Consider the following 20,424-nt stretch of genomic DNA (forward strand, 5'->3'; position numbering starts at 1 on the left):
TCACACGGCGGCGCAGTCCTCGCGAGCTTTACGTTCTTCTTTCTTGACTGGCGAGACGCCTGCATCGGCCGCGGGCGTGACGTCGCGCGTGATCAGTTTGTACTGCGGGCGCCGCGTCAGCCGGTAGACCGCGGCGGGCGGCACGTTGAGGATGGCGCGATCGACCAGCGTGGCGCGCAGGCCGAGCCGGTCGAGGATCGGCCGCGGCACCGGGCAGCGCATCCCATAAGTGAATTGATAGAACGCGCCGCCGGGACGCATGTAGCTGAAGGCGCCGCTGACGATCGAGATCACCTTGCGCGGCGACATGTTGAGCAGCGGCAGTCCGCTGACGACGGCGCCGACCGGCGCGCCCTCATACAGCCGTTCGGAGGCCAGCCGCGCCGCGTCCATCCACAGCACGCGCGTACCGGGAAAGCGCAGCTGCAACAGCCGCATGAAATCCGAGCCGTATTCGATCAGCGTGAGATCCTGCTGGCGCACGCCGCGCTTCAGCAGCTGATAGGTGAAGGCGCCCGTGCCCGGGCCGAGCTCCAGCACCGGACCGGTATTGGCGCTGATGTCGCGTGTGATCAGTTCGGCGAGCGCTGTGCCCGACGGCGCGATGGCGCCGACGCGGCCGGGGGCTGCCATCCACGCCGTGAAGAAAGACAGGAGATCATGTGCCATTGGAATTCCCAGCAAGGTGTCGTCGCGCCTCGACTCGATTGCGCGGCGCGATCTCTTCTTTGCGGGAGCTGCATTGCGACAACATTGCGCGATGTTGCGCGCATCATGGTACGAACGGTGCCGGCGGTAACGTGAGACGGAAGCACGCGCCGCCTTTCGGTCCGTCAAGCACGGAGACGTGACCGCCGTGCAGCCTTGCGATCTCGCGCACCATGTTGAGTCCGAGGCCGGCGCCGCGGTCGAGTGGCGCGAGCCGATAGAACGGATCGAAGATCCGCGCGCGCTCATGCTTCGGAATCCCGTCGCCTTCGTCGGTGACGTCGATGGTGGCGGCATGGCCGACATGGATCGTGATGGTGCCGCGGCGGCCGCCATGCTGGATGGCGTTCTGCACAAGATTGGTCAGCGCGCGCTCCAGCGCGGCGCGGTCGCCCAGCGTCTCGACCCGATCGGTCGCGGTATCGAGCGACAGTTCGTAGCCGGCCGCGATCGCGAGCGGGGCGAGATCGGCGGCGACATTGCGCGCGACCGCGACGAGATCGACGCGGCCGAACGGATTGCGGCACTGGTCGAAGCGCTGGATGTCGAGCAACTGCTCGGCGAGCGTTGCAAGCCGCGCCGAATCCTCGAGCAGCCGGGTTTTCTCCGGCCCCGGTGGCAGCGACTCCAGCCGCGTGTTGAGGATCGCGATCGGCGTGCGCAACTCGTGCGCCGCGTCAGCGACGAAGCGCTGATGGCGCGAATAGCCGTCGTCGAGCCGCTTCAGCGCATCGTTGACGGCGCTCACCAGCGGCGCGACTTCGAGCGGCAGATGGTCGGCCGACAGCCGGCTGCCGCGCTGGCGGAAATCGATCCGGCGCGCCTCGTCGGCCGCGGAATCGATGCCCGCAAACGCGCGCCGCACCACCATCGGCGTCGCCACGAAGGTCGCCGCCGCCATCAGCATGAGGCCGGGCAGGGCGACCGCGAGAAATGCCAGCGAGGTGGCGAACACCGTCTTGGCGCGCGACATCGGCCCTTGCGTCGCCGTCATCACCTGCACCGGGCCTGCATCGGTGCTGACGCGCTTCATGCGCGCCGGCGGTTTGCGCGGATCGTCCTCGAACATCTGCCAGCCGAGCCGCGCCTGGCTGATCTGGTCGAGCGCGTCGCCGATCCTGGCAAACTCGCCCGGCACCGCGCCTTCCGACAGCGAGTGGCCCTCCCGGTCGCGCACCACGAACCACAGGTCGCGCGTGGTCTCGCGCAGCTCCTTCAGATCCGCCGTCGGGCGCAGCATCAGGCCGCCCTGCGCATCGCGTGCGAGTGCACCCTGCAGGATGTCGATGACATGGTCCTCGTCGCGCGGGACGAGCAGGATGCCGGAGGCGCATAGCCCTGCGATCAGCAGGACGACCAGCATGGCCAGCAGCGCAGCCTGCAACGTCACCAGCCACCAGCTCAATTTCGAGCGCAGGCAGTAGTGATCGGCGGTTTCGCTCATGACACCTGCTTCAGCAGGTAGCCCACGCCCCGGATGCTGTGAATCTCGACGCCGGCGCCGGAGTCGGTCAGCTTGCGCCGCAGCCTGGAGACGTGAGCGTCGAGCGCGTTGGACTGGATCTCGTCCTCGAAATTGTAGACGGCTTCCTCCAGCGTCGCGCGCAGCACGGTGCGGCCCATGCGGCGCAGCAGCGTCTCCAGCACCAGCAGTTCGCGCCGCGGCAGGTCGAGCGGGCGGCCATTGACGCTGGCCTCGCGATGGCTGCAATCGAACGCCATGCGGCCCGCCTTGATGATGTCGAGCTGCAAGCCCGCCGGACGGCGCAGCACGGCGCGCAGCCGCGCCAGGAGCTCCTCGACCGCGAACGGCTTGGCCAGATAATCGTCGGCGCCGCTGTCGAGGCCGGTGATGCGGTCGGCGAGGTCGCCGCGCGCAGTCAGCACGATGATCGGAACGCCGTCGGCCTTGGCGCGCAGCTTCGGGATCAGCGCGAGGCCGTCGCCGTCGGGAAGCTGGCGGTCGAGCAGGACGGCGCCGTGCACGTCGGCGGAAATCGCTTCCTCGGCCTCGGCAAGGGTCGGCACATGGTCGACGACCATGTCGTAGCCCTTCAGCGCCTGTGACAGCGCCGCCGCCATCTCGGCCTCGTCTTCGACCAGCAGTATCCGCATGCCGCAAAATCCGGTTTCAAGCTGCAGGTTCTAGGGGCAGCAACATTGCAGCAACATTGCGGGTGCCGGACTCACGGCTAGCAGTATCGGGGTATGGTGCGGCTTGGAGACGCTGCGCGGCCCTTAAATCAGTGGGCGACCGCGCCCGGCTTGGCCGAGGTCGTCGCGCCCAGCTTCTTCAGACGGTCGAGCTCGAATGCGGCGCAGTCGTTCTCGACATAGTCGATCACGCCGATATCGCGCGTCTTCTGGAAATACGCCTGCGCCTGCTTGGTATCGCCGAGCGCGAGGTTGCGCAGGCCGATATAGAAATAGGCCTCGGCCAGTGCCATCTGGCGCTCGTCGCCGGCCTTTTTCTCGAGCGATTTGAGCATGTCGTCCGGCGACATCAGGCCCGCCAGCATGGCGAGGCCGGCACGCGGCCAGTCACCTTGTGCTTCGGCCCCGGCGCGCTTGACCATATCGGCAGGGACCGGCTTGCCGAGGCGACCGTAGGTCGCAATCAACCACATGTCGCTGTAGAGCCGGGCTTCGCGGTCGCCGAGCTCGCTCGCCTTGGCGAAATCCTCGATGGCCTCCTGCATCCGCCCGGCATAGACCCGCGAGACGCCGCGCCAGCGGAAAGCGATGCCGTCGGCGCCGCCGCCCAGCGCGATCGCGTTGGAGTAGTCGGTCACGCTCTTGTCGAACTGCCCGGACCGGAAATAGACGCTGGCGCGGCACGTCAGGATGTTCGGGGCGGTCGGCGCAAGGCGCACGGCGGTGTTGGTGTCCTGCAAGGCCTCGTCAACGCGGTCGAGGTCGGCCCTGGCATGGCCGCGCAGGCAATAGCTGTTGGCCAGATCGCTGCCGGTGAGCTTGCCGCCATCGATGCTCTCGGTCGTCTTCTTGATGACCTCCTCGTGCTGATCGTGCAGACGGTGCGCGATATCCGCCTTGGTGGCGTTGTTGTTGAGCATCGCCTTGTTGACCGCAAAGGCGCCGCCGATCGCCTTGTTTAGCGAACGCAGGTCCTCGGCATAGCCGGGGTAATCCGCCGGCTCGACCGACGGCTGCAGGGTCTTCAGCTCGACGGTCTTCCTGGCATTGCTGCCGCGAAAATATTCGGTGACAGTGGCGTTGAAATACTTGTTGGAGATGGTGTGCTCGCGCGGGTCGATGCTGGCGCTGACCTGCTCGGGAAAGCTCATCTCGAAACTGTATTTGCCGTGGAACGGGAAGCCTGGAATCCGCAGCGGCGTAGTGCGGTTCGCCGACTGCGAGGCGATCAGGACGTTCTGCATGTTGTCCAGCGCGTAACTGACGACCCAGTTCGCTTCCACCTCCGTCGCGAGCTTCGGGACCCGGTAATGCGCCGAGATCGAGAGCTCGTTCTTCACGGTGTCGTTCTGCACCACCGGCTCGCCGACCAGCGTCGCGCCTGGATAGCGGCGTTCCAGGGCATCCCTGACGAACCTGGAGGTCTGCTCGCGCGATGCCCGTTCAAGCACGACACGGAGTTGCTCGGCGCCCAGCCCACGCCAGACGCGCCGGACATCGAGCTGGCCCTCTTCGCCGAACTTGGCCAGCGTTGCGCGCTCGGTGATTTCGTTGCCGACGACATCGCCGGTGTCGGCGGGAACGCGCGAGATGGCATCGGTCTCGCGTGCCGCGACGAGGACCTGGACCCCGCTATGCGCCTGGCCCGCCCGGTCGAGCTCGCCATGCTGTCCGAGCCGCGTCGGGTCGAGGAAGTAGGGCTTGCCGTCGACCATGGCCTCGACGATGGCATGATCGAAGAACTGCGGGCTGGGCAGGATTTTCTCCAGTCCGCCATGGCGTCCGATCTGCAGCAGCACGGGCCGGCTCTTGATGCCGAGCTCGTGCAGCATGGTGACCAGCAACAGCGACTTGTCCTTGCAGTCGCCGTAGCGGCGCCGCAGCACCTCGTCGGGTTGGGTTGGCCGGTGCGAGCTTTCGCCGAGCGCCACCGAGAAATACCGGATCTGGGATTGCACGAACTCGAGCGCGGCCATGGCGCGGGCCGGCTCGGACGGCAACGCCTTGATCCGCTTCACGACGTCCTGAAACTCGCCGTCCTTTGGCGCGGTCGCCTCGAACAGGTTGCTTGCCCAGCCGGCGACATCGCTCCAGCTCGCAAACTCGGTGAATTGCACGAAGCGGAGCCCGAAGAAATCGGGCGGAGCCATCGTCTCTCCGGGAAATCCGGGCAATGGCTGCTGGTCGAAGCTGACGCGCCGAAATCCGTTGCGCGCGGACTCGGCCGGAAGGAGCGGCGGCAGCGGCCGGTCGCCGACCACGCGCCAGGCGATCGATCGGTCAGTTGGATAATTCAGAACGACCCGCCGCCGTAGGGTCGGTGCGTTCTGGTCCCACGGCGCCGCGCCGAAGGCCTTGCCGCCGAACACCGGATTCTGACCTGAGCTCGTATAGGCGATCTCGAGCGTATCGCCGACGCGCAGATCGTCGATCAGGATCGAGGCGGTCACCCGGCCGCTGTAGACGTTGCGCTCGAGATCCTGTTCGCGCTGGAGGAAGCGGATGTTGGACGTCTGCGTCCGATCGAATTGTTCCTGTCCTCGATAGATGCGGATCGTGTGAAGCTGGACGTGCTCATATTCAGGGGCGAATGCGATCGAAAGGCGTCCGGCCGCCGTCAGCGCCGCGGCATCGTTGATTTGCATCGCGCGCCGGAAGTAGAGCTCGGGAGTCTTTCCAAGCCGGTACTGACTGTCGGCGAGACGGATGACCACCGGCAATGACGCGGTCTTGGGGACCTCGGGGATCGGCAATTGCTCGACCCAGTCCGGCACCGGATCGCCCAGGGTAAACGCATCCTTGCCGAGCTGGACTTCCTTGAGCCCGTTATCGGTCACCTGTTGGGCCACGGCGCCATGACATCCCAAAAGACATCCGAGTGCAGCCACCAGCAACAAGCCAGCGCGCAACCATCTCATGAGATACATTCGCCACCTCGTTCACTTAGGAGTTGTATAGAGGATGGCGGCCGGGCCGGCAATTATTGCAAGCGGCCAAGTTTGTCGGCGAGGTGAAGCTGGTGTGAAGGTGTGCGGCGCCTGCGGATGGGCCATGCCGGCGGCGAGGGGCTGAACCACGTCAATTTGACTTGGCGCTTTCGATTTGGCGATTTCGATTTGGCGATTTTGACTTCACGCGGGTTTGTTGTCAGAACTTGCGCCCTTTCGCGAACAATATCTGGGAGTATCGCCGATGATCTACGAGACCCGCGTCTATCGTTGCCTGCCGGGCCGCCTGCCGGCGCTGCTCAAGCGCTTCGAGACCATCACGCTGAAGCTCTGGGACAAGCATGGCATCAAGCAGGCCGGCTTCTTCACGACGCTGGTCGGCGAATCCAACCAGGACTTGACCTATCTGCTGGCCTGGGAATCGCTCGCCGAGCGCGAGAAGAAGTGGACCGCGTTCACGACCGATCCGGAATGGATCAGCGCGCGCGCCAAGTCCGAGGAGGACGGCCAGATCGTTCTCACCATCGAAAACCAGCTTCTGGTGCCGACCGCGTTCTCGTCGGTGAAGTGACGCGGGTGCCGCTCAGGGGCGTGACGACGAGGCCTCGTCGCGCCCGACCACCGGACAGTTATTGCGGGCAGCCCGAGGTCTGATCGCCTTGGGTCACCATCGGCTTGCCGTTGATGAAGACGCCGTGGCTGCCCGAGGTGGTCTTGCCGCCGCAATGCGTGCGATCGCCCATCACCACCGCTGGCTTGCCGTTGATCAGGACATTGGGCACGCCTTCGACCAGCGCGCCACCATTGCTGGTGGTGTCGCCGCTGCGCGCCGCCGGCTTGCCATTGACGGTGACGCCCGCGGCGCCGCCGGTGACGACCCCGGGCTGGCTGCTGGCCTGGCCATGGGCAAGACCCGACATCGCCGTCAAGGCGGCGACGGTTCCGATCAGCAGCGAGATGCGCATGTCGTCCTCATTGGGAATCTGTTCCGCGCAAGTGTATAGGGGCGGTTAGGGCAGGATTGTGATAGCACGGCGCACCCACGGCGTCAGCGCAACCCCCTCATCGTGCGGCATGGCTTGATCCATCCCGCGCGGGATTGCATGGTCGCCCGCAAAAGGATGCAGCATTTTGACCAACCAGGTTTCCGCGCCAGCCGCCGCGCCGATCGTTGCCGTCGGATCGGCCAAATTCGGCAACGCCTTGCCGATCTCGATCATCGCCGGTCCCTGCCAGCTCGAGAGCCGCGCGCATGCGCTTGAAGTGGCCTCCGCACTGAAGGAGATCGCGGCCAGGCTCAAGATCGGCCTAGTGTACAAGACCTCGTTCGACAAGGCGAACCGCACCAGCGCGTCGGCCGCGCGCGGCATCGGGCTGAAGCAGGCGCTGCCGATCTTCGCCGAGATCCGGTCGTCGCTCGGGCTGCCGGTGCTGACCGACGTGCATGAACCCGACCAGTGCACTGAAGCGGCGCAGGCGGTCGACGTGCTGCAGATCCCTGCCTTCCTGTGCCGGCAGACCGATCTCTTGCTGGCCGCGGCCGCGACCGGCAAGGCCGTCAACGTCAAGAAGGGCCAGTTCCTGGCACCGTGGGACATGACCAACGTGGTCAGCAAGATCACCGGCGCCGGCAACGCCAATGTGCTGGTCACCGAGCGCGGTGCCTCGTTCGGCTACAACACGCTGGTGTCGGACATGCGCGCGCTGCCGATCCTGTCGCGCACGACAGGCGCGCCCGTGATCTTCGACGCCACCCATTCGGTGCAGCAGCCGGGCGGCAAGGGCACCTCCTCGGGCGGCGAGCGTGAATTCGTGTCGGTGCTGGCGCGCGCCGCGGTCGCAGTCGGCGTCGCCGGCGTGTTCATCGAGACCCATCCCGATCCGGATCACGCGCCCTCCGACGGTCCCAACATGGTGCCGCTCCGCGATTTCGAATCCCTCGTCAAGCGGCTGATGCAGTTCGACACGCTGGCCAAGACGGCAGCCTGACCGGCGGATAATGACATGACCGCAAGCAGCGGCATGCCGCCGGCCCTCAACGTCATCACGCTGGCGACCTTCGCGGCGAGCCTGTCGGTGCGGGCGCTCGATCCGGTGCTGCCGCATGTCGCCGATGATTTCGGTGTCAGCATCGCCACCGCGGCGAGCTTTGCCGCGGTGTTCGCCTTCACCTTTGCCGCGGTGCAGCCGGCGATCGGCGCCGCCGCCGACCTGTTCGGCAAGGCGCGGCTGATGACGATCTGCCTCGGACTGCTCGGCGTCGCCAACATCCTCGGCGCGCTCTCGACCTCGTTTCCGATGCTGTTCGTGACCCGCATCCTTGCCGGCATCGGCTCGGGCGGGGTGTTTCCGGTGGCGCTGTCGCTGACCAGCGATCTCGTCGGTCCCGACAAGCGGCAGCTCGCGATCGGGCGAACGCTGGCGGGCTCGATGACCGGCAATCTGCTCGGCGCCACGGCGTCCGGGCTGATCGGCGATCTGCTCGGCTGGCGCGGCGTGCTCGCGGTGCTCGGCGGCCTCGTGATCCTCGTCGCGCTTGCGGTTGCGGCCGGCTTCCGCCGATCTGAACCGTCCGCCGCGCACCAGCCTGAAGGCGCTGCGCCACGGCTATCGCACCATCTTCACCAATCCGAATGCGCGGATCTGCTACTCGGCGGTCTTCGTCGAAGGCTGCTGCGTGCTGGGGCTGTTTCCGTTCGTCGCCTCGTTCCTGTTCGAGCTCGGCGAGACCTCGCTGTCGATCGCCGGGATCGTGATCGCGGGCTTTGCGATCGGCGGATTGCTCTACACGCTGACGGTCGGTCGCCTGCTGCCGTGGATCGGGGTGAGGGGCATGATGATCGTCGGCGCGACACTGGTCGCTATCCAGCTGGTCGGCGTCGCCTTCGGGCCGCACTGGAAGTGGCAGATGGCGGGCCTTCTGGTGATGGGCCTCGGCTTCTACATGATCCACGGCTGCCTGCAGGTGTTCGCCAGCGAGCTGTCGGTCGAGGCCCGCGCCACCGCGCTGTCGCTGCACTCGTTCTTCTTCTTCATGGGCCAGACCGTCGGCCCGATCGCCTATGGCTTCGGCCTGCAACACGCCGGCAAGACCGGGACGCTGGTCTCGGCCGCCGCCGTGATGGTCGTACTCGGATTTATCTGCGCGAGATTCCTCAAGCAGACGCGGCCGGCGGATGCCGCCGCCCGGCCGGATGTCGAGGCGTAGCGATCCTTTTAGGTACTCATAAATCGTCGGCTTCTGGAGCAAAACAGAAGATCGCGAGCCTGCCATTATCGTCGGCCTTTGACCCGACGGGTGACCTGACCCCAGACTTGTTGCGCTGGGCAGCTTGCGTCATAGTCAAAGGCTATTGAACGTTGTTGGCTAGAACATTAGCCGGAATATGGTTCGATTGACGTTCGCCGCTGGGGCGGATTTTGGAAGATTTTGGAGAAGCGACCTAATTAGCTTTCATTGATTTTGCGAGGGAATATGGCGAGTTTTGTCGCTGGTCGTTTTGCCCAAGCAGCCGTATGGCTCGATTTGCGGTTCGATGATGCTGCGTTTGAGCTCGAATATCAGCGTGACCGTCAGGCGCGAACCGCTCGTTTCACCGCAAATGCAATAGCTTTCAGTGCACTGCTCTGGGGCGCATTCGGGGTCTGGGATTCGGCTACGAATACCAACTCGGTTGAACTGACTCGCTTCCGATTCATGGTAGCCATCCCAATCCTGCTAGGCTTTTTTGCTCTAACATTCACGCCTGCCTTTCGCCGCTGGCCAAACCTTTGCCTGCTTTTGTTCGTCACCGCGGCAAGCTTGCTTGCGATCAAACAGCTTCTCGAGTACGGCGAGGGAAATCCCTATTATTTGTCCTCAGGTTCGAGTGCACTCAATTTCGCGTTGATTCTTGTCTTTTGCATTGGATTATTTCCGATAAGTGTCGGTTGGTCTTGTGCCGTTGGTGCGATAATCATTCTGGTCTACGGAGCAGGTGTGTCCGTATTCACGAAAATCGAGTTCGCCGAAGTTTCCTCTTACCTTTTCAACCTGACCCTTATCTTTCTGATCCTCATCTTTACGAGTTATGGGCGCGAGCGCTTTTCGCGCGAGGAGTTTGCCCGGCAGATTCTTCAGGAAAAGGAGCGCAATAAGCTCTCGAGTTTCTTATCCTCTTACATTCCCCTCAATTTGGTAGCTGATCACGCCGATAGGAGTGCTGAGGCGTTCGGCGAAGTTACACTCCTCTTCTCGGATCTAGTTGGCTTCACGACTCTAACGGAGCATCTTGCCCCCAAGCACGTGCTCGAAATTCTGGACATGATTTTTACGGAATTCGACGAAGCTGCCGATAAATATGGAGTCGAAAAGGTCAAGACAATCGGTGACGCCTACATGGCAATTGCCGGGAAATCGGCCAGCTCAGTTAACCACGCGAAGGCGATGGTCGAATTCGCCTTGCATACTATTGATATCGTGAGACGCGTGGCAGAGAAGACCGGCTATCCGTTGCAGATCCGAGTTGGGATCCATACGGGATCGACGATCGGTGGCGTTATCGGGCGCCATAAGATGACCTACGACTACTGGGGACGTACTGTAAATCTAGCGAGTCGGCTTGAGTCGCTTAGCGAGCCGAATCGCGTCCACATATCTGAAGCTACGTATTGGCGGGTGAGAGATTTCTTTAAGTTCGAGGAGCGTCAGGCGGTTGAGGTTCGAGGCTTTGGATTGATGCGCAGCTTCTTCGTTTCTCCAAGTGATGCATCTGGGAAAGGCGACGTTCGGTCCGGCTAGTTCAATGTGAGCGTGGGTGGCTAACGCCCGCTCTAGCCCCTTCCGCGATACGTCGCGACGCCCTGATCGGGAACCCAGAGGCCCTTTGGCAGCCGGCCAGTCTGGAAGAACACGTCGATCGGAATGCCGCCGCGCGGGTACCAGTAGCCACCGATACGCAGCCATTTCGGCTTGATCTCGTCTGAGATTCGCCGGCCGATCATGACTGTGCAATCCTCATGGAAGGCGCCGTGGTTGCGGAAGCTCGCGGCGAACAGTTTCAGCGACTTGGATTCCAGGAGCCAGCGGCCCGGCACATAGTCGATCACCAGATGGGCGAAGTCCGGTTGGCCCGTTACCGGGCAGATCGAGGTGAACTCCGGGACCGTGAAGCGTACCAGATAATCGGTACCAGCTTGCGGATTGGGCACGCGGTCGAGCTGCGCCTTTTCCGGCGCGTCGGGCCACTCCACCGCACGGCCGAGTTGCAGGCCGGGGGAGGTCGTTGATTTGCTGGATTTCTTCGCCATGAGGGGTCTCCGTGGCGCTCTCTTAGCCAATGCCGAGGGGCCCGTCACCCGGCCTTTTCCCCCTCGATGCATTGCGCTAGAAGCACCGCCATCCGACCCCCTCACTGCCATAAGAGGCTCTCATGACTGACATCGTCGACATCATCGGCCGCGAAATCCTGGACAGCCGCGGCAACCCCACCGTCGAGGTCGATGTGGTGCTGGAGGATGGGTCAATCGGTCGCGCGGCGGTGCCGTCGGGCGCCTCCACCGGCGCCCATGAGGCGGTGGAACTGCGCGACGGCGACAAGTCGCGCTATCTCGGCAAGGGCGTCCAGAAGGCGGTTGCCGCCATCAACGGCGAGATCTTCGAGGCGCTCAGCGACCAGGCGGTCGAGGAACAGGTCGCGATCGACCAGATCATGGTCGATCTCGACGGCACGCCGAACAAGAGCCGGCTCGGCGCCAACGCCATCCTCGGCGTCTCGCTGGCCTGTGCCAAGGCCGCCGCCGAATCCTTCGACATGCCGCTGTATCGTTATGTCGGCGGCACCTCGGCGCGGACGCTGCCGGTGCCGATGATGAACATCATCAATGGCGGCGTGCATGCCGACAACCCGATCGACTTCCAGGAATTCATGATCCTGCCGGTCGGCGCCACGTCGTTCGCCGAGGCGCTGCGTTGCGGTTCGGAAATCTTCCACACGCTGCGCGGCGAGTTGAAGAAGGCCGGCCACAACACCAATGTCGGCGACGAGGGCGGCTTTGCGCCGAACCTGCCGTCGGCCGACGCCGCGCTCGAGTTCGTCATGAACGCGATCGGCAAGGCCGGCTACAAGGCGGGCGACGACGTCGTGCTCGGCCTCGACTGCGCCTCCACCGAATTCTTCAAGGAAGGCGCCTACGTCTATGGCGGCGAGAACAAGACCCGTTCGCGCTCGGAGCAGGTGAAGTATCTCGCCGATCTCGTCGGCCGCTATCCGATCGTCACCATCGAGGACGGCATGTCGGAAGACGACATGGACGGCTGGAAGGAGCTGACGGATGCGATCGGCAACAAGTGCCAGCTGGTCGGCGACGATCTGTTCGTCACCAACGTCACGCGGCTTGCCGACGGCATCAAGAACGGCCGCGGCAATTCGATCCTGGTCAAGGTCAACCAGATCGGCACGCTGACCGAAACGCTCGCGGCGATCGAGATGGCGTACAAGGCCGGCTACACGGCCGTGATGTCGCATCGCTCCGGCGAGACCGAGGATTCCACGATCGCCGACCTCGCGGTCGCCACCAATTGCGGGCAGATCAAGACCGGCTCGCTGGCGCGCTCCGACCGCACCGCCAAGTACAACCAGCTGCTGCGCATCGAGCAGCAGCTCGGCACGCAAGCGAAATATGCGGGCAGGGCGGCCTTGAAGGCGCTGGGCTAGCGCCCCAACTGATCGGAACTCAACGTATGTAACAAAAAAGGGAGGTCGGGATGAGTGACGGCAAGAGCGGTCTGCAGTTGCGTTCGCTGCTCAAGAAGGACGGCGAACTGGAGATATCGCTGGTCAATGTCCCGACCCCCGAGCCCGGTCCCGACGAGGTCGTGGTCCGGGTCGAGGCGACCCCGATCAACCCGTCCGACCTCGGGCTCCTGATCGGCCCGGCCAACATGGCGGCGGCCAAGGTCTCCGGCAGCAAGGAATTGCCCGTGGTGACCGCACGCGTGCCGGAAGCGGCCTTGCCGGGCCTCGCCGCGCGGCTCGACGAGTCGATGCCGGTCGGCAACGAAGGCGCCGGCGTCGTGATCCGGACCGGATCGTCGGACGCGGCGAAAGCGCTGATGGGCCGCACCGTCGCGATGATCGGCGGCGCGATGTATGCACAATACCGCACGCTGCGGGTCGGCGAGTGCCTGCCGCTGCCCGACGGCATCACGCCGGCGGAAGGCGCATCCTGCTTCGTCAATCCGCTGACCTCGCTCGGCATGACGGAGACGATGCGGCGCGAGGGACACAAGGCGCTGGTGCACACCGCGGCGGCGTCGAACCTCGGCCAGATGCTGAACAAGATCTGCCTCAAGGACGGCATCGGCCTCGTCAACATCGTGCGCAACAAGGAGCAGGCCGACATCCTGCACAAGATCGGCGCCAAGCATGTCGTCGATTCCAGCGCGCCCGATTTCATGGACAAGCTCACCAATGCGCTGGTCGAGACCGGCGCCACCATCGCCTTCGATGCGATCGGCGGCGGCAAGCTCGCCGGCCAGATTCTGGTCGCGATGGAGATCGCGATCAACAAGTCCGCCAAGGTGTACAGCCGCTACGGCTCGAACACGCACAAGCAGGTCTATGTCTATGGCAGCCTCGACACCCGCGAGATCGAGCTGCCACGCGGCTTCGGCATGGCCTGGGGCATCGGCGGCTGGCTGCTGTTCCCGTTCCTGATGAAGATCGGTCCGGAGGCCGGCAACAAGCTGCGCCAGCGCGTGGTGGCCGAGCTGAAGACGACCTTCGCCAGCCACTACACCAAGGTGGTCTCGCTGCAGGAGGCGCTGCAGCTCGACAACATCGCCGTCTACAACAAGCGCGCGACTGGCGAGAAATTCCTGATCAACCCGAACAAGGGCGCGTAACGCGCCCTCGTTACTCGCGCTCGAATGCCAGCTTCCTGGAGCGCTTGTGACGCTCCAGGGCGTGGCCGATCAGGACATCCATCAGCTCGGATTGCGGCAGGCCGCTGGCCTCCCAAAGCCGCGGATACATGCTGATGTTGGTGAAGCCGGGCAGGGTGTTCGCCTCGTTCACGAACGCCTGCTCGCCGTGCAGGAAGAAGTCGATCCGCGCCATGCCCTCGCAGCCGAGCACGCCGAACGTCTTGATCGCGAGCTCCCTGATGGTGTCGGCGACGGCAGGCGGGACGTCGGCGGGCACCTGAAGCAGCGCGCCGTCCGCATCGAGATACTTCGCGTCGTACGAGTAGAAGCCGTGCTTGTCGGAGGGAACGATCTCGCCGAGCTGGGAGGCGCGGACGCGGCCTACGGCATCCTCGAGCACGGAGCATTCGACCTCCCGGATCGGCGCGACGCAGCGCTCGATCAGGATCTTGCTGTCGAAGCGGAACGCCAGTCTGCAGCCGGCCTCGAACTCCGCGGCGGTGCGCGCCTTCGAGACGCCGACCGATGATCCCATGTTGGCGGGCTTGACGAAGACCTCCTGCGAGCCGAGTGCGCTCACCGCATCGTCATAGCCGATGGGAGCCGCGGCCGACATCGCGACAAACGGGACGATCGGTAATCCCGCCTCGCGCATGAGGCGCTTGGCGATGTCCTTGTCCATTCCGGCCGCCGAGCCCATCACGCGCGACCCGACATAGGCGACATCGGACAATTCCAGCGCACCCTGTACAGTGCCATCCTCGCCGTTCGGGCCATGCAGGACCGGGAAGACGACGTCGAACGCCGGCAATTCCGCCGGCCCCGCCGCTCCCTGCAGCACCACGACGCGGCCCTGTCCGCCCGGCAGCAGAGCGAGCTGCGGCGCCTGGTCCGGAATGGTCAGCGCGCCGCTCCCGGTGCCGGCGCCGTTTCCCGCATCGGTGACCATCCAGCGGCCATCGCGGGTGATGCCGATCGCGGTGGCGTCATAGCGATCCGGATCGAGCGAGCGAAGCACATTGGCGGCCGACGCCCGCGAGACGTCGTGCTCGGCCGATCGCCCGCCAAACAGGATCGCGACCCGGATCTTGCGCTCTGCCATAGGCTGCTCTTCGGTTGGCCCGGTGCTGCGTTGAATGCGACAGTATGTTTCGAGGAACGTGTCGACAATTTGCCGCCGGTTGCGCCGCCCGCAGCTTTCGGGCGGAATCGCGTTCTCTGGCGGCGAACGGACGGCACTTGAGCGGCGCAGTTTATGGCCGTTGGTACAAAATTCGCGAACGCTGCGTTTCCGGAATTGGACGATCCATGCACTTGCATCTTTCTCGGTGTGCCGGTAGGTGAAGTGCAGCAGTCAAACGCGCAACCCGAGGGGAATTCTGCAATGGCCTATAACATCGTCACCATCGTCGGCAGCATCCGCAAGCAGAGCTTTTCGCTCAAGATCGCCAATGCGCTGGCCAAGCTCGCGCCGGCCTCTCTGAAGCTCGATGTGACGACCCTTGAGGGCATTTCCTTCTTCAACCAGGATCTGGAGGCCGCGCCTCCGGCGGACTGGCTGGCGTTCCGCGAGAAGCTGCAGAAGTCGAACGGCGTGCTGTTCGTGACCCCCGAATACAACCGTTCGATCCCGGGTGTGCTGAAGAACGCGATCGACGTCGCCTCGCGGCCTTACGGCAAGAGCTCGTTCATCGGCAAGCCGGTCGGCATCATCTCCAACTCGCCGGGCCCGCTCGGCGGCGTCAGCGCGGCGAAGCACCTGCAGAACATCCTGCCGGGCATTTCCGGCCCGATCCTCGGTCAGCCGGAAACCTATCTCAACGGCATCGGCGACGCCTTCAACGACAACGGCGAACTGACCAAGGAGTCGCTCAAGACGGTGTTGCAGCAGTACCTCGACGCCTTCGCGGCTTTCGTCGCGAAGCAGAACGGCTGACAACATGATCCGGAAGAGTGCGCAGCGGTTTTCCGAACAAGATCACGATCAAATAAGAGCGTTTTAGCTTTCCATTAACCCCATGGCCGCATCTTCGCGGCCATGGTTTCCCGCACGCGCCTCAAATCGATTCTGACCGGGCTCGCCCTCTACACGCTGGCGGCGCTGATGGTCGGCTATTTCGGCGTCAACGCCTATACCGGCAAATACGGTCTGAACGCGCGGCAGGAACTCGACCAGGAAATCATCGCGCTGACCTCGGAGCTGGCGCGGCTGAAGAAGGAGCGGGCCGAGGGCGAGCAGCGGGTGTCGCTGCTGCGGTCGGATCGGGTCGATCCCGACATGCTGGACGAGCGTGCGCGCTTCCAGCTCGACTACGTCAACCCGCGCGATCTCGTTCGGATCAACAAGGCGAACTGACGTCGGCAGTTATTTTAGGACAGCTGCATGTCCGAAAATAACTGGTGCCTGTTCTTCAAATTTCAAAATTGATTGATCCGTATCACAAAAATGTCGCGCCGCGTTGCAGTGCGGCATAGCAAAATTCCATCGGGCGAACGCAATCCTTCCAAGGCGATTTGAGTTGGGTTAGAGAGGGTTCTCCGACTTCTCTCACCCGGAATTGCCATGGCCACACCCAAGAAAACCGCCGCAAAGGAATCAGGGCAGGAGAAGGCTGGCTCTCCACCCGAATTCTCCAGGGAGCAGGAGCTCAAGGCGCTGCGCGACATGCTCCTGATCCGGCGCTTCGAGGAGAAGGCCGGTCAGCTCTACGGCATGGGTGCGATCGGCGGCTTCTGCCATCTCTATATCGGCCAGGAAGCTGTCGTGGTCGGCATGCAGATGGCGTTGAAGCCGGGCGACGAGGTCATAACGGGCTACCGCGACCACGGCCACATGCTGGCGTGCGACATGGAAGCCAGGGGTGTGATGGCGGAGTTGACCGGACGTCGCGGCGGCTATTCCCGCGGCAAGGGCGGCTCCATGCACATGTTCAGCAAGGAGAAGCATTTCTACGGCGGTCACGGAATCGTGGGCGCGCAGGTGTCGCTCGGCACCGGCCTTGCGTTCGCCAACCGCTATCGCGGCAATGATAACGTCAGCGTGACCTATTTCGGCGACGGCGCGGCCAACCAGGGCCAGGTCTACGAAAGCTTCAACATGGCGGAGTTGTGGAAGCTGCCGGTGATCTACGTGATCGAGAACAATCGCTATGCGATGGGCACCGCGGTGTCGCGCGCCTCGGCGCAGCAGGACTTCTCCAAGCGCGGCGACTCCTTCAACATTCCCGGCAAGCAGGTCGACGGCATGGACGTGCGCGCGGTCAAGGCCGCGGCCGATGAGGCCACCGCATGGTGCCGGGGCGGCAACGGTCCGATCATCCTGGAGATGCAGACCTACCGTTACCGCGGCCATTCGATGTCCGATCCGGCGAAGTACCGCACGCGCGAGGAGGTCGAGAAGGTTCGTCACGACCAGGACCCGATCGAGCAGGTGCGCAACCGCTTGCTGGCATCAGGCGTGAGCGAGCAGGACTTGAAGGCGATCGACGCCGAGGTGCGCGAGATCGTCAACGAAGCCGCCGATTTCGCGCAGCACGATCCGGAGCCGGATCCGTCCGAGCTCTACACCGACATCTACCGCTGACCCCACCCGCGCAGAAGAATCTCAAGACCGATTTCGGGAGCTGATATGCCCATTCAAGTGCTGATGCCTGCGCTGTCGCCCACCATGGAGAAGGGCAACCTCGCCAAATGGCTGAAAAAGGAAGGCGAGACCATCAAGTCCGGTGACGTCATCGCCGAGATCGAGACCGACAAGGCGACGATGGAGGTCGAGGCGACCGACGAGGGCACGCTCGGCAAGATCCTGATTCCGGAAGGCACCGCCGACGTCGCGGTGAACACGCCGATTGCCACCATCCTGGCCGACGGCGAAAGCGCCGCCGACCTCGCCAAGGCGCCTGCCGCTCCCGCGCCGCAGCCGAAGGCCGCGGAGGCTCCCGCTGCGGAAGCCAAAGCGGAAGCGCCGCAGCCCGCGGCGAAGGCGCCGGCCGCGCCGGTCAGCGAAGCGTTGCCCGACCCGGAAATTCCGGCGGGCACCGAAATGGTCACCCAGACCATTCGCGAGGCGTTGCGCGATGCGATGGCCGAGGAGATGCGGCGCGACGGCGACGTCTTCATCATGGGCGAGGAGGTTGCCGAGTATCAGGGCGCCTACAAGGTGACGCAGGGCCTGTTGCAGGAGTTCGGCGCCCGGCGCGTGATCGACACGCCGATCACCGAGCACGGTTTTGCGGGCGTCGGCGTCGGCGCGGCGATGGCGGGGTTGAAGCCGATCGTCGAGTTCATGACCTGGAATTTCGCGATGCAGGCGATCGACCAGATCATCAACTCCGCGGCCAAGACGCTGTACATGTCCGGCGGCCAGATGGGATGCTCGATCGTGTTCCGCGGCCCGAACGGCGCTGCCGCGCGCGTCGCCGCCCAGCACAGCCAGGACTACGCGGCGTGGTACTCGCAGATCCCCGGCCTCAAGGTGATCGCGCCGTACTCGGCCGCCGACTACAAGGGCCTGCTCAAGTCTGCGATCCGCGATCCCAATCCGGTGGTCTTCCTCGAGAACGAGATGCTGTACGGCCACACCGGCGAGGTGCCGAAGCTGCCCGATTTCGTGATCCCGATCGGCAAGGCGCGGATTGCCCGCGCCGGCAAGGACGTCACTATCGTCTCCTGGGCGATGGGCATGTCCTATGCGCTGAAGGCCGCCGATGAACTCGCCAAGGAAGGCATCGAGGCGGAGGTGATCGATCTGCGCACCATCCGTCCGATGGACACCGAGACGATCATCAATTCGGTGAAGAAGACCGGCCGCGCGGTCACGGTGGAGGAGGGCTGGCAGCAGAGCGGCGTCGGCTCCGAGGTCGCCGCGCGCATCATGGAGCACGGCTTCGACTATCTCGATGCGCCGGTCGCGCGCGTGTCGGGCAAGGACGTGCCGATGCCCTATGCCGCGAACCTGGAAAAGCTCGCTCTGCCCTCCGTCGCCGAGGTGGTCGCGGCCGCCAAGGCCGTGTCTTACCGGTAACGCCGATGGCCGGTCCCAAGGAGCAGCCGCTGCCGCCTGACGTGATGGGCCGCGACGACGCCATCGAGGTGCTGCGTGCCTTCGTCGTCGACGGCGGCCTGTCGATCGCGTTCCAGCGCGCCTTCGAGGAGCCGGACATGTGGGGGCTGATGCTCGTCGACATCGCCCGCCACGCTGCGCGCGCCTATTCGCGCGAGAGCGAATACACCGAAGACGAGGCGCTCGCGCGCATCGTCGAGATGTTCGAAGCCGAAATCGCCCGGCCGACCGACATGGGCCAAACCAAACCGCGGTCGCAACAAGGTCACTGACAATGCCGATCAATATTCTCATGCCCGCGCTGTCGCCGACGATGGAAAAGGGCAATCTCGCCAAGTGGCTCAAGAAAGAGGGCGACAAGGTCAAATCCGGCGACGTGATCGCGGAGATCGAAACCGACAAGGCGACGATGGAAGTCGAGGCGGTCGATGAAGGCACGATCGCCAAGATCCTGGTGCCCGAAGGCACCCAGGACGTGCCGGTCAACGACGTCATCGCGGTCATGGCCGGCGACGGCGAGGATGTGAAGGCGGCAGCGAGCGCCGGAGCCGGCGCTGCGCCGGCCGCCAAGCCCGCCGAGGCCCCGAAGCCCGCCCCCCAGGCCGCGCCTGCCGCGGCGCCAGCACCGGCCGCTGCTCCCGCAGCGCAGCCGGCCGCAGCAGCGCCCGCCGCCGCGCCGCAGGCTGCTGCACCGGCCGCACAGGCCAATGGCCACGCCCGCGTGTTCTCCTCGCCGCTGGCGCGCCGGCTGGCAAAGGAAGCCGGCATCGATCTCGCCCGCATCACCGGCACCGGTCCGCATGGCCGGGTCATCGCGCGCGACGTCGACGACGCCAAGTCCGGCAAGGGCCTGAAGGCGCCTGCTGCCGCGCCCGCCGCCGCGGGTCCCAGCGTCGCGCCGTCGATGTCCGACAAGCAGATCCTGGCGCTGTTCGAGCCGGGCTCCTACGAGGTCGTGCCGCATGACGGCATGCGCCGCACCATCGCGCAGCGTCTCACCGCCTCGGTGCAGAACGTCCCGCATTTCTACCTCACGATCGACTGCGATATCGGCAAGCTGCTCGCCGCGCGCGAGGAGATCAACGCGGCTGCGCCGAAGGACAAGGAGAAGAAGCCGCTCTACAAGATCTCGGTCAACGACTTCGTCATCAAGGCGATGGCGGTCGCGCTGCAGAAGATCCCGAACTGCAACGTCAGCTGGACCGAAGGCGGCATGCTCAAGCACAAGCATTCCGACGTCGGCGTCGCGGTGGCGATGCCGGGCGGACTGATCACGCCGATCATCCGCAAGGCCGAGACCAAGACGCTGTCGACCATCTCCAACGAGATGAAGGATTTTGCCGCCCGCGCCCGCGCCCGCAAGCTGAAGCCGGAAGAATACCAGGGTGGCACCACGGCGGTCTCCAACCTCGGCATGTACGGCATCAATCACTTCACCGCCGTGATCAACCCGCCGCATGCCTCGATCCTCGCGGTCGGCACCTCGGAAGAGCGTCCGGTGGTGCGTGGCGGCAAGATCGAGATCGCGCACATGATGAGCGTGACCCTGTCGTGTGATCATCGGGCGATCGACGGTGCGCTCGGTGCCGAGCTGATCGGCGCCTTCAAGCAGCTGATCGAAAACCCCGTGATGATGATGGTGTGAC

19 protein-coding genes and 1 pseudogene are annotated in these 20,424 nt (G+C 64.5%); 12 read left to right on the forward strand and 8 right to left on the reverse strand.

What is annotated here, in order from left to right:
* The 4 genes from XH92_RS23395 to XH92_RS23410 form a co-directional block, all read right to left on the reverse strand.
* Positions 1 to 669: a class I SAM-dependent methyltransferase gene (locus tag XH92_RS23395; RefSeq protein WP_194454210.1), complete on the reverse strand. Its 669-nt coding sequence runs from the start codon at positions 667 to 669 to the stop codon at positions 1 to 3.
* A gap of 103 nt (positions 670 to 772) precedes the next feature.
* The gene (locus tag XH92_RS23400; protein ID WP_194454211.1) at positions 773 to 2,152 is read right to left on the reverse strand and encodes a HAMP domain-containing sensor histidine kinase; all 1,380 of its coding nucleotides are present in this window, start codon (positions 2,150 to 2,152) and stop codon (positions 773 to 775) included.
* On the reverse strand, positions 2,149 to 2,823 hold the full coding sequence (locus XH92_RS23405; protein ID WP_194454212.1) for a response regulator transcription factor: 675 nt from the start codon (positions 2,821 to 2,823) through the stop codon (positions 2,149 to 2,151). Before XH92_RS23405 ends, XH92_RS23400 begins: the two co-directional genes overlap by 4 nt.
* Positions 2,824 to 2,951: 128 nt before the next feature.
* Positions 2,952 to 5,711 carry a DUF3857 domain-containing protein gene (locus tag XH92_RS23410; protein ID WP_246787583.1) on the reverse strand — a complete coding sequence of 920 codons (2,760 nt, stop codon included), beginning with the start codon at positions 5,709 to 5,711 and terminating at the stop codon, positions 2,952 to 2,954.
* Positions 5,712 to 6,054: 343 nt separating this feature from the next.
* On the opposite strand from XH92_RS23410, the gene XH92_RS23415 reads away from it, so the two are divergent.
* Positions 6,055 to 6,381, forward strand: a complete 327-nt coding sequence (locus XH92_RS23415) for an NIPSNAP family protein (protein ID WP_194454214.1) — start codon at positions 6,055 to 6,057, stop codon at positions 6,379 to 6,381.
* Between the two features lie 58 nt (positions 6,382 to 6,439).
* Here the strand turns inward: XH92_RS23415 and XH92_RS23420 are convergent, their stop codons facing one another.
* Both XH92_RS23420 and XH92_RS23425 read right to left on the reverse strand, forming a co-directional pair.
* Complete coding sequence (locus XH92_RS23420; RefSeq protein WP_194454215.1) at positions 6,440 to 6,775, reverse strand: PAAR domain-containing protein; 336 nt, start codon at positions 6,773 to 6,775, stop codon at positions 6,440 to 6,442.
* Between the two features lie 45 nt (positions 6,776 to 6,820).
* Entirely contained in the window at positions 6,821 to 7,030 is a 210-nt protein-coding gene (locus tag XH92_RS23425) for a hypothetical protein (protein WP_194461701.1), read from the reverse strand.
* On the opposite strand from XH92_RS23425, the gene kdsA reads away from it, so the two are divergent.
* The 3 genes and pseudogenes from kdsA (at position 6,942) to XH92_RS23440 (ending at position 10,590) form a co-directional block, all read left to right on the forward strand.
* Complete coding sequence (kdsA, locus tag XH92_RS23430) at positions 6,942 to 7,799, forward strand: 3-deoxy-8-phosphooctulonate synthase (RefSeq protein WP_194454216.1); 858 nt, start codon at positions 6,942 to 6,944, stop codon at positions 7,797 to 7,799. The two genes, XH92_RS23425 and kdsA, sit on opposite strands and share 89 nt — an antisense overlap.
* Before the next feature lie 15 nt (positions 7,800 to 7,814).
* Positions 7,815 to 9,018, forward strand: a pseudogene (locus XH92_RS23435) (MFS transporter).
* 267 nt (positions 9,019 to 9,285) lie between these two features.
* A complete protein-coding gene (locus XH92_RS23440; protein WP_194454217.1) occupies positions 9,286 to 10,590 on the forward strand; it encodes an adenylate/guanylate cyclase domain-containing protein in 1,305 nt (434 codons plus the stop codon).
* Between the two features lie 32 nt (positions 10,591 to 10,622).
* On the opposite strand, the gene queF is transcribed toward XH92_RS23440, so the two are convergent.
* Positions 10,623 to 11,099: a preQ(1) synthase gene (queF, locus tag XH92_RS23445; protein ID WP_194454218.1), complete on the reverse strand. Its 477-nt coding sequence runs from the start codon at positions 11,097 to 11,099 to the stop codon at positions 10,623 to 10,625.
* Positions 11,100 to 11,221: 122 nt separating this feature from the next.
* On the opposite strand from queF, the gene eno reads away from it, so the two are divergent.
* Entirely contained in the window at positions 11,222 to 12,505 is a 1,284-nt protein-coding gene (gene eno, locus XH92_RS23450; RefSeq protein WP_194454219.1) for a phosphopyruvate hydratase, read from the forward strand.
* A gap of 50 nt (positions 12,506 to 12,555) precedes the next feature.
* Positions 12,556 to 13,695 (forward strand): zinc-binding dehydrogenase, encoded by a 1,140-nt coding sequence (locus XH92_RS23455; protein ID WP_194454220.1) that lies wholly within the window; start codon positions 12,556 to 12,558, stop codon positions 13,693 to 13,695.
* Positions 13,696 to 13,705: 10 nt separating this feature from the next.
* On the opposite strand, the gene XH92_RS23460 is transcribed toward XH92_RS23455, so the two are convergent.
* Positions 13,706 to 14,818, reverse strand: a complete 1,113-nt coding sequence (locus tag XH92_RS23460; protein WP_194454221.1) for a D-alanine--D-alanine ligase family protein — start codon at positions 14,816 to 14,818, stop codon at positions 13,706 to 13,708.
* A 282-nt stretch (positions 14,819 to 15,100) separates the two neighbouring features.
* On the opposite strand from XH92_RS23460, the gene XH92_RS23465 reads away from it, so the two are divergent.
* The 6 genes from XH92_RS23465 to XH92_RS23490 all read left to right on the forward strand — a co-directional run bounded on the left by XH92_RS23465 (position 15,101) and on the right by XH92_RS23490 (position 20,423).
* Complete coding sequence (locus XH92_RS23465) at positions 15,101 to 15,652, forward strand: NADPH-dependent FMN reductase (protein ID WP_194454222.1); 552 nt, start codon at positions 15,101 to 15,103, stop codon at positions 15,650 to 15,652.
* 102 nt (positions 15,653 to 15,754) lie between these two features.
* Complete coding sequence (locus tag XH92_RS23470) at positions 15,755 to 16,072, forward strand: septum formation initiator family protein (RefSeq protein WP_194454223.1); 318 nt, start codon at positions 15,755 to 15,757, stop codon at positions 16,070 to 16,072.
* A 207-nt stretch (positions 16,073 to 16,279) separates the two neighbouring features.
* Positions 16,280 to 17,299: a pyruvate dehydrogenase (acetyl-transferring) E1 component subunit alpha gene (gene pdhA, locus XH92_RS23475; protein ID WP_194454224.1), complete on the forward strand. Its 1,020-nt coding sequence runs from the start codon at positions 16,280 to 16,282 to the stop codon at positions 17,297 to 17,299.
* Between the two features lie 45 nt (positions 17,300 to 17,344).
* Positions 17,345 to 18,739 carry a pyruvate dehydrogenase complex E1 component subunit beta gene (locus XH92_RS23480; protein WP_194454225.1) on the forward strand — a complete coding sequence of 465 codons (1,395 nt, stop codon included), beginning with the start codon at positions 17,345 to 17,347 and terminating at the stop codon, positions 18,737 to 18,739.
* Positions 18,740 to 18,744: 5 nt separating this feature from the next.
* A complete protein-coding gene (locus XH92_RS23485) occupies positions 18,745 to 19,050 on the forward strand; it encodes a DUF5076 domain-containing protein (RefSeq protein ID WP_024583574.1) in 306 nt (101 codons plus the stop codon).
* A 2-nt stretch (positions 19,051 to 19,052) separates the two neighbouring features.
* A complete protein-coding gene (locus XH92_RS23490; RefSeq protein WP_194454226.1) occupies positions 19,053 to 20,423 on the forward strand; it encodes a pyruvate dehydrogenase complex dihydrolipoamide acetyltransferase in 1,371 nt (456 codons plus the stop codon).
* Position 20,424: the final 1 nt, after the last annotated feature.

Source organism: Bradyrhizobium sp. CCBAU 53421 (genome assembly GCF_015291625.1).
GTDB lineage: Bacteria > Pseudomonadota > Alphaproteobacteria > Rhizobiales > Xanthobacteraceae > Bradyrhizobium.

What these genes read in the sequence shown, in the direction of transcription:
- XH92_RS23420 (WP_194454215.1), bottom strand. Translation starts at nt 6,775, where the DNA reads ATGCGCATCTCGCTGCTGATCGGAACCGTCGCCGCCTTGACGGCGATG.
- queF (WP_194454218.1), bottom strand. Translation starts at nt 11,099, where the DNA reads ATGGCGAAGAAATCCAGCAAATCAACGACCTCCCCCGGCCTGCAACTC.
- pdhA (WP_194454224.1), top strand. Translation starts at nt 16,280, where the DNA reads ATGGCCACACCCAAGAAAACCGCCGCAAAGGAATCAGGGCAGGAGAAG.
- XH92_RS23455 (WP_194454220.1), top strand. Translation starts at nt 12,556, where the DNA reads ATGAGTGACGGCAAGAGCGGTCTGCAGTTGCGTTCGCTGCTCAAGAAG.
- XH92_RS23460 (WP_194454221.1), bottom strand. Translation starts at nt 14,818, where the DNA reads ATGGCAGAGCGCAAGATCCGGGTCGCGATCCTGTTTGGCGGGCGATCG.
- XH92_RS23405 (WP_194454212.1), bottom strand. Translation starts at nt 2,823, where the DNA reads ATGCGGATACTGCTGGTCGAAGACGAGGCCGAGATGGCGGCGGCGCTG.
- XH92_RS23470 (WP_194454223.1), top strand. Translation starts at nt 15,755, where the DNA reads ATGGTTTCCCGCACGCGCCTCAAATCGATTCTGACCGGGCTCGCCCTC.
- XH92_RS23425 (WP_194461701.1), bottom strand. Translation starts at nt 7,030, where the DNA reads ATGATCGAGATCGGCAAGGCGTTGCCGAATTTGGCCGATCCGACGGCA.
- XH92_RS23395 (WP_194454210.1), bottom strand. Translation starts at nt 669, where the DNA reads ATGGCACATGATCTCCTGTCTTTCTTCACGGCGTGGATGGCAGCCCCC.
- XH92_RS23440 (WP_194454217.1), top strand. Translation starts at nt 9,286, where the DNA reads ATGGCGAGTTTTGTCGCTGGTCGTTTTGCCCAAGCAGCCGTATGGCTC.
- XH92_RS23400 (WP_194454211.1), bottom strand. Translation starts at nt 2,152, where the DNA reads ATGAGCGAAACCGCCGATCACTACTGCCTGCGCTCGAAATTGAGCTGG.
- eno (WP_194454219.1), top strand. Translation starts at nt 11,222, where the DNA reads ATGACTGACATCGTCGACATCATCGGCCGCGAAATCCTGGACAGCCGC.
- XH92_RS23415 (WP_194454214.1), top strand. Translation starts at nt 6,055, where the DNA reads ATGATCTACGAGACCCGCGTCTATCGTTGCCTGCCGGGCCGCCTGCCG.
- XH92_RS23485 (WP_024583574.1), top strand. Translation starts at nt 18,745, where the DNA reads ATGGCCGGTCCCAAGGAGCAGCCGCTGCCGCCTGACGTGATGGGCCGC.
- XH92_RS23490 (WP_194454226.1), top strand. Translation starts at nt 19,053, where the DNA reads ATGCCGATCAATATTCTCATGCCCGCGCTGTCGCCGACGATGGAAAAG.
- XH92_RS23480 (WP_194454225.1), top strand. Translation starts at nt 17,345, where the DNA reads ATGCCCATTCAAGTGCTGATGCCTGCGCTGTCGCCCACCATGGAGAAG.
- XH92_RS23465 (WP_194454222.1), top strand. Translation starts at nt 15,101, where the DNA reads ATGGCCTATAACATCGTCACCATCGTCGGCAGCATCCGCAAGCAGAGC.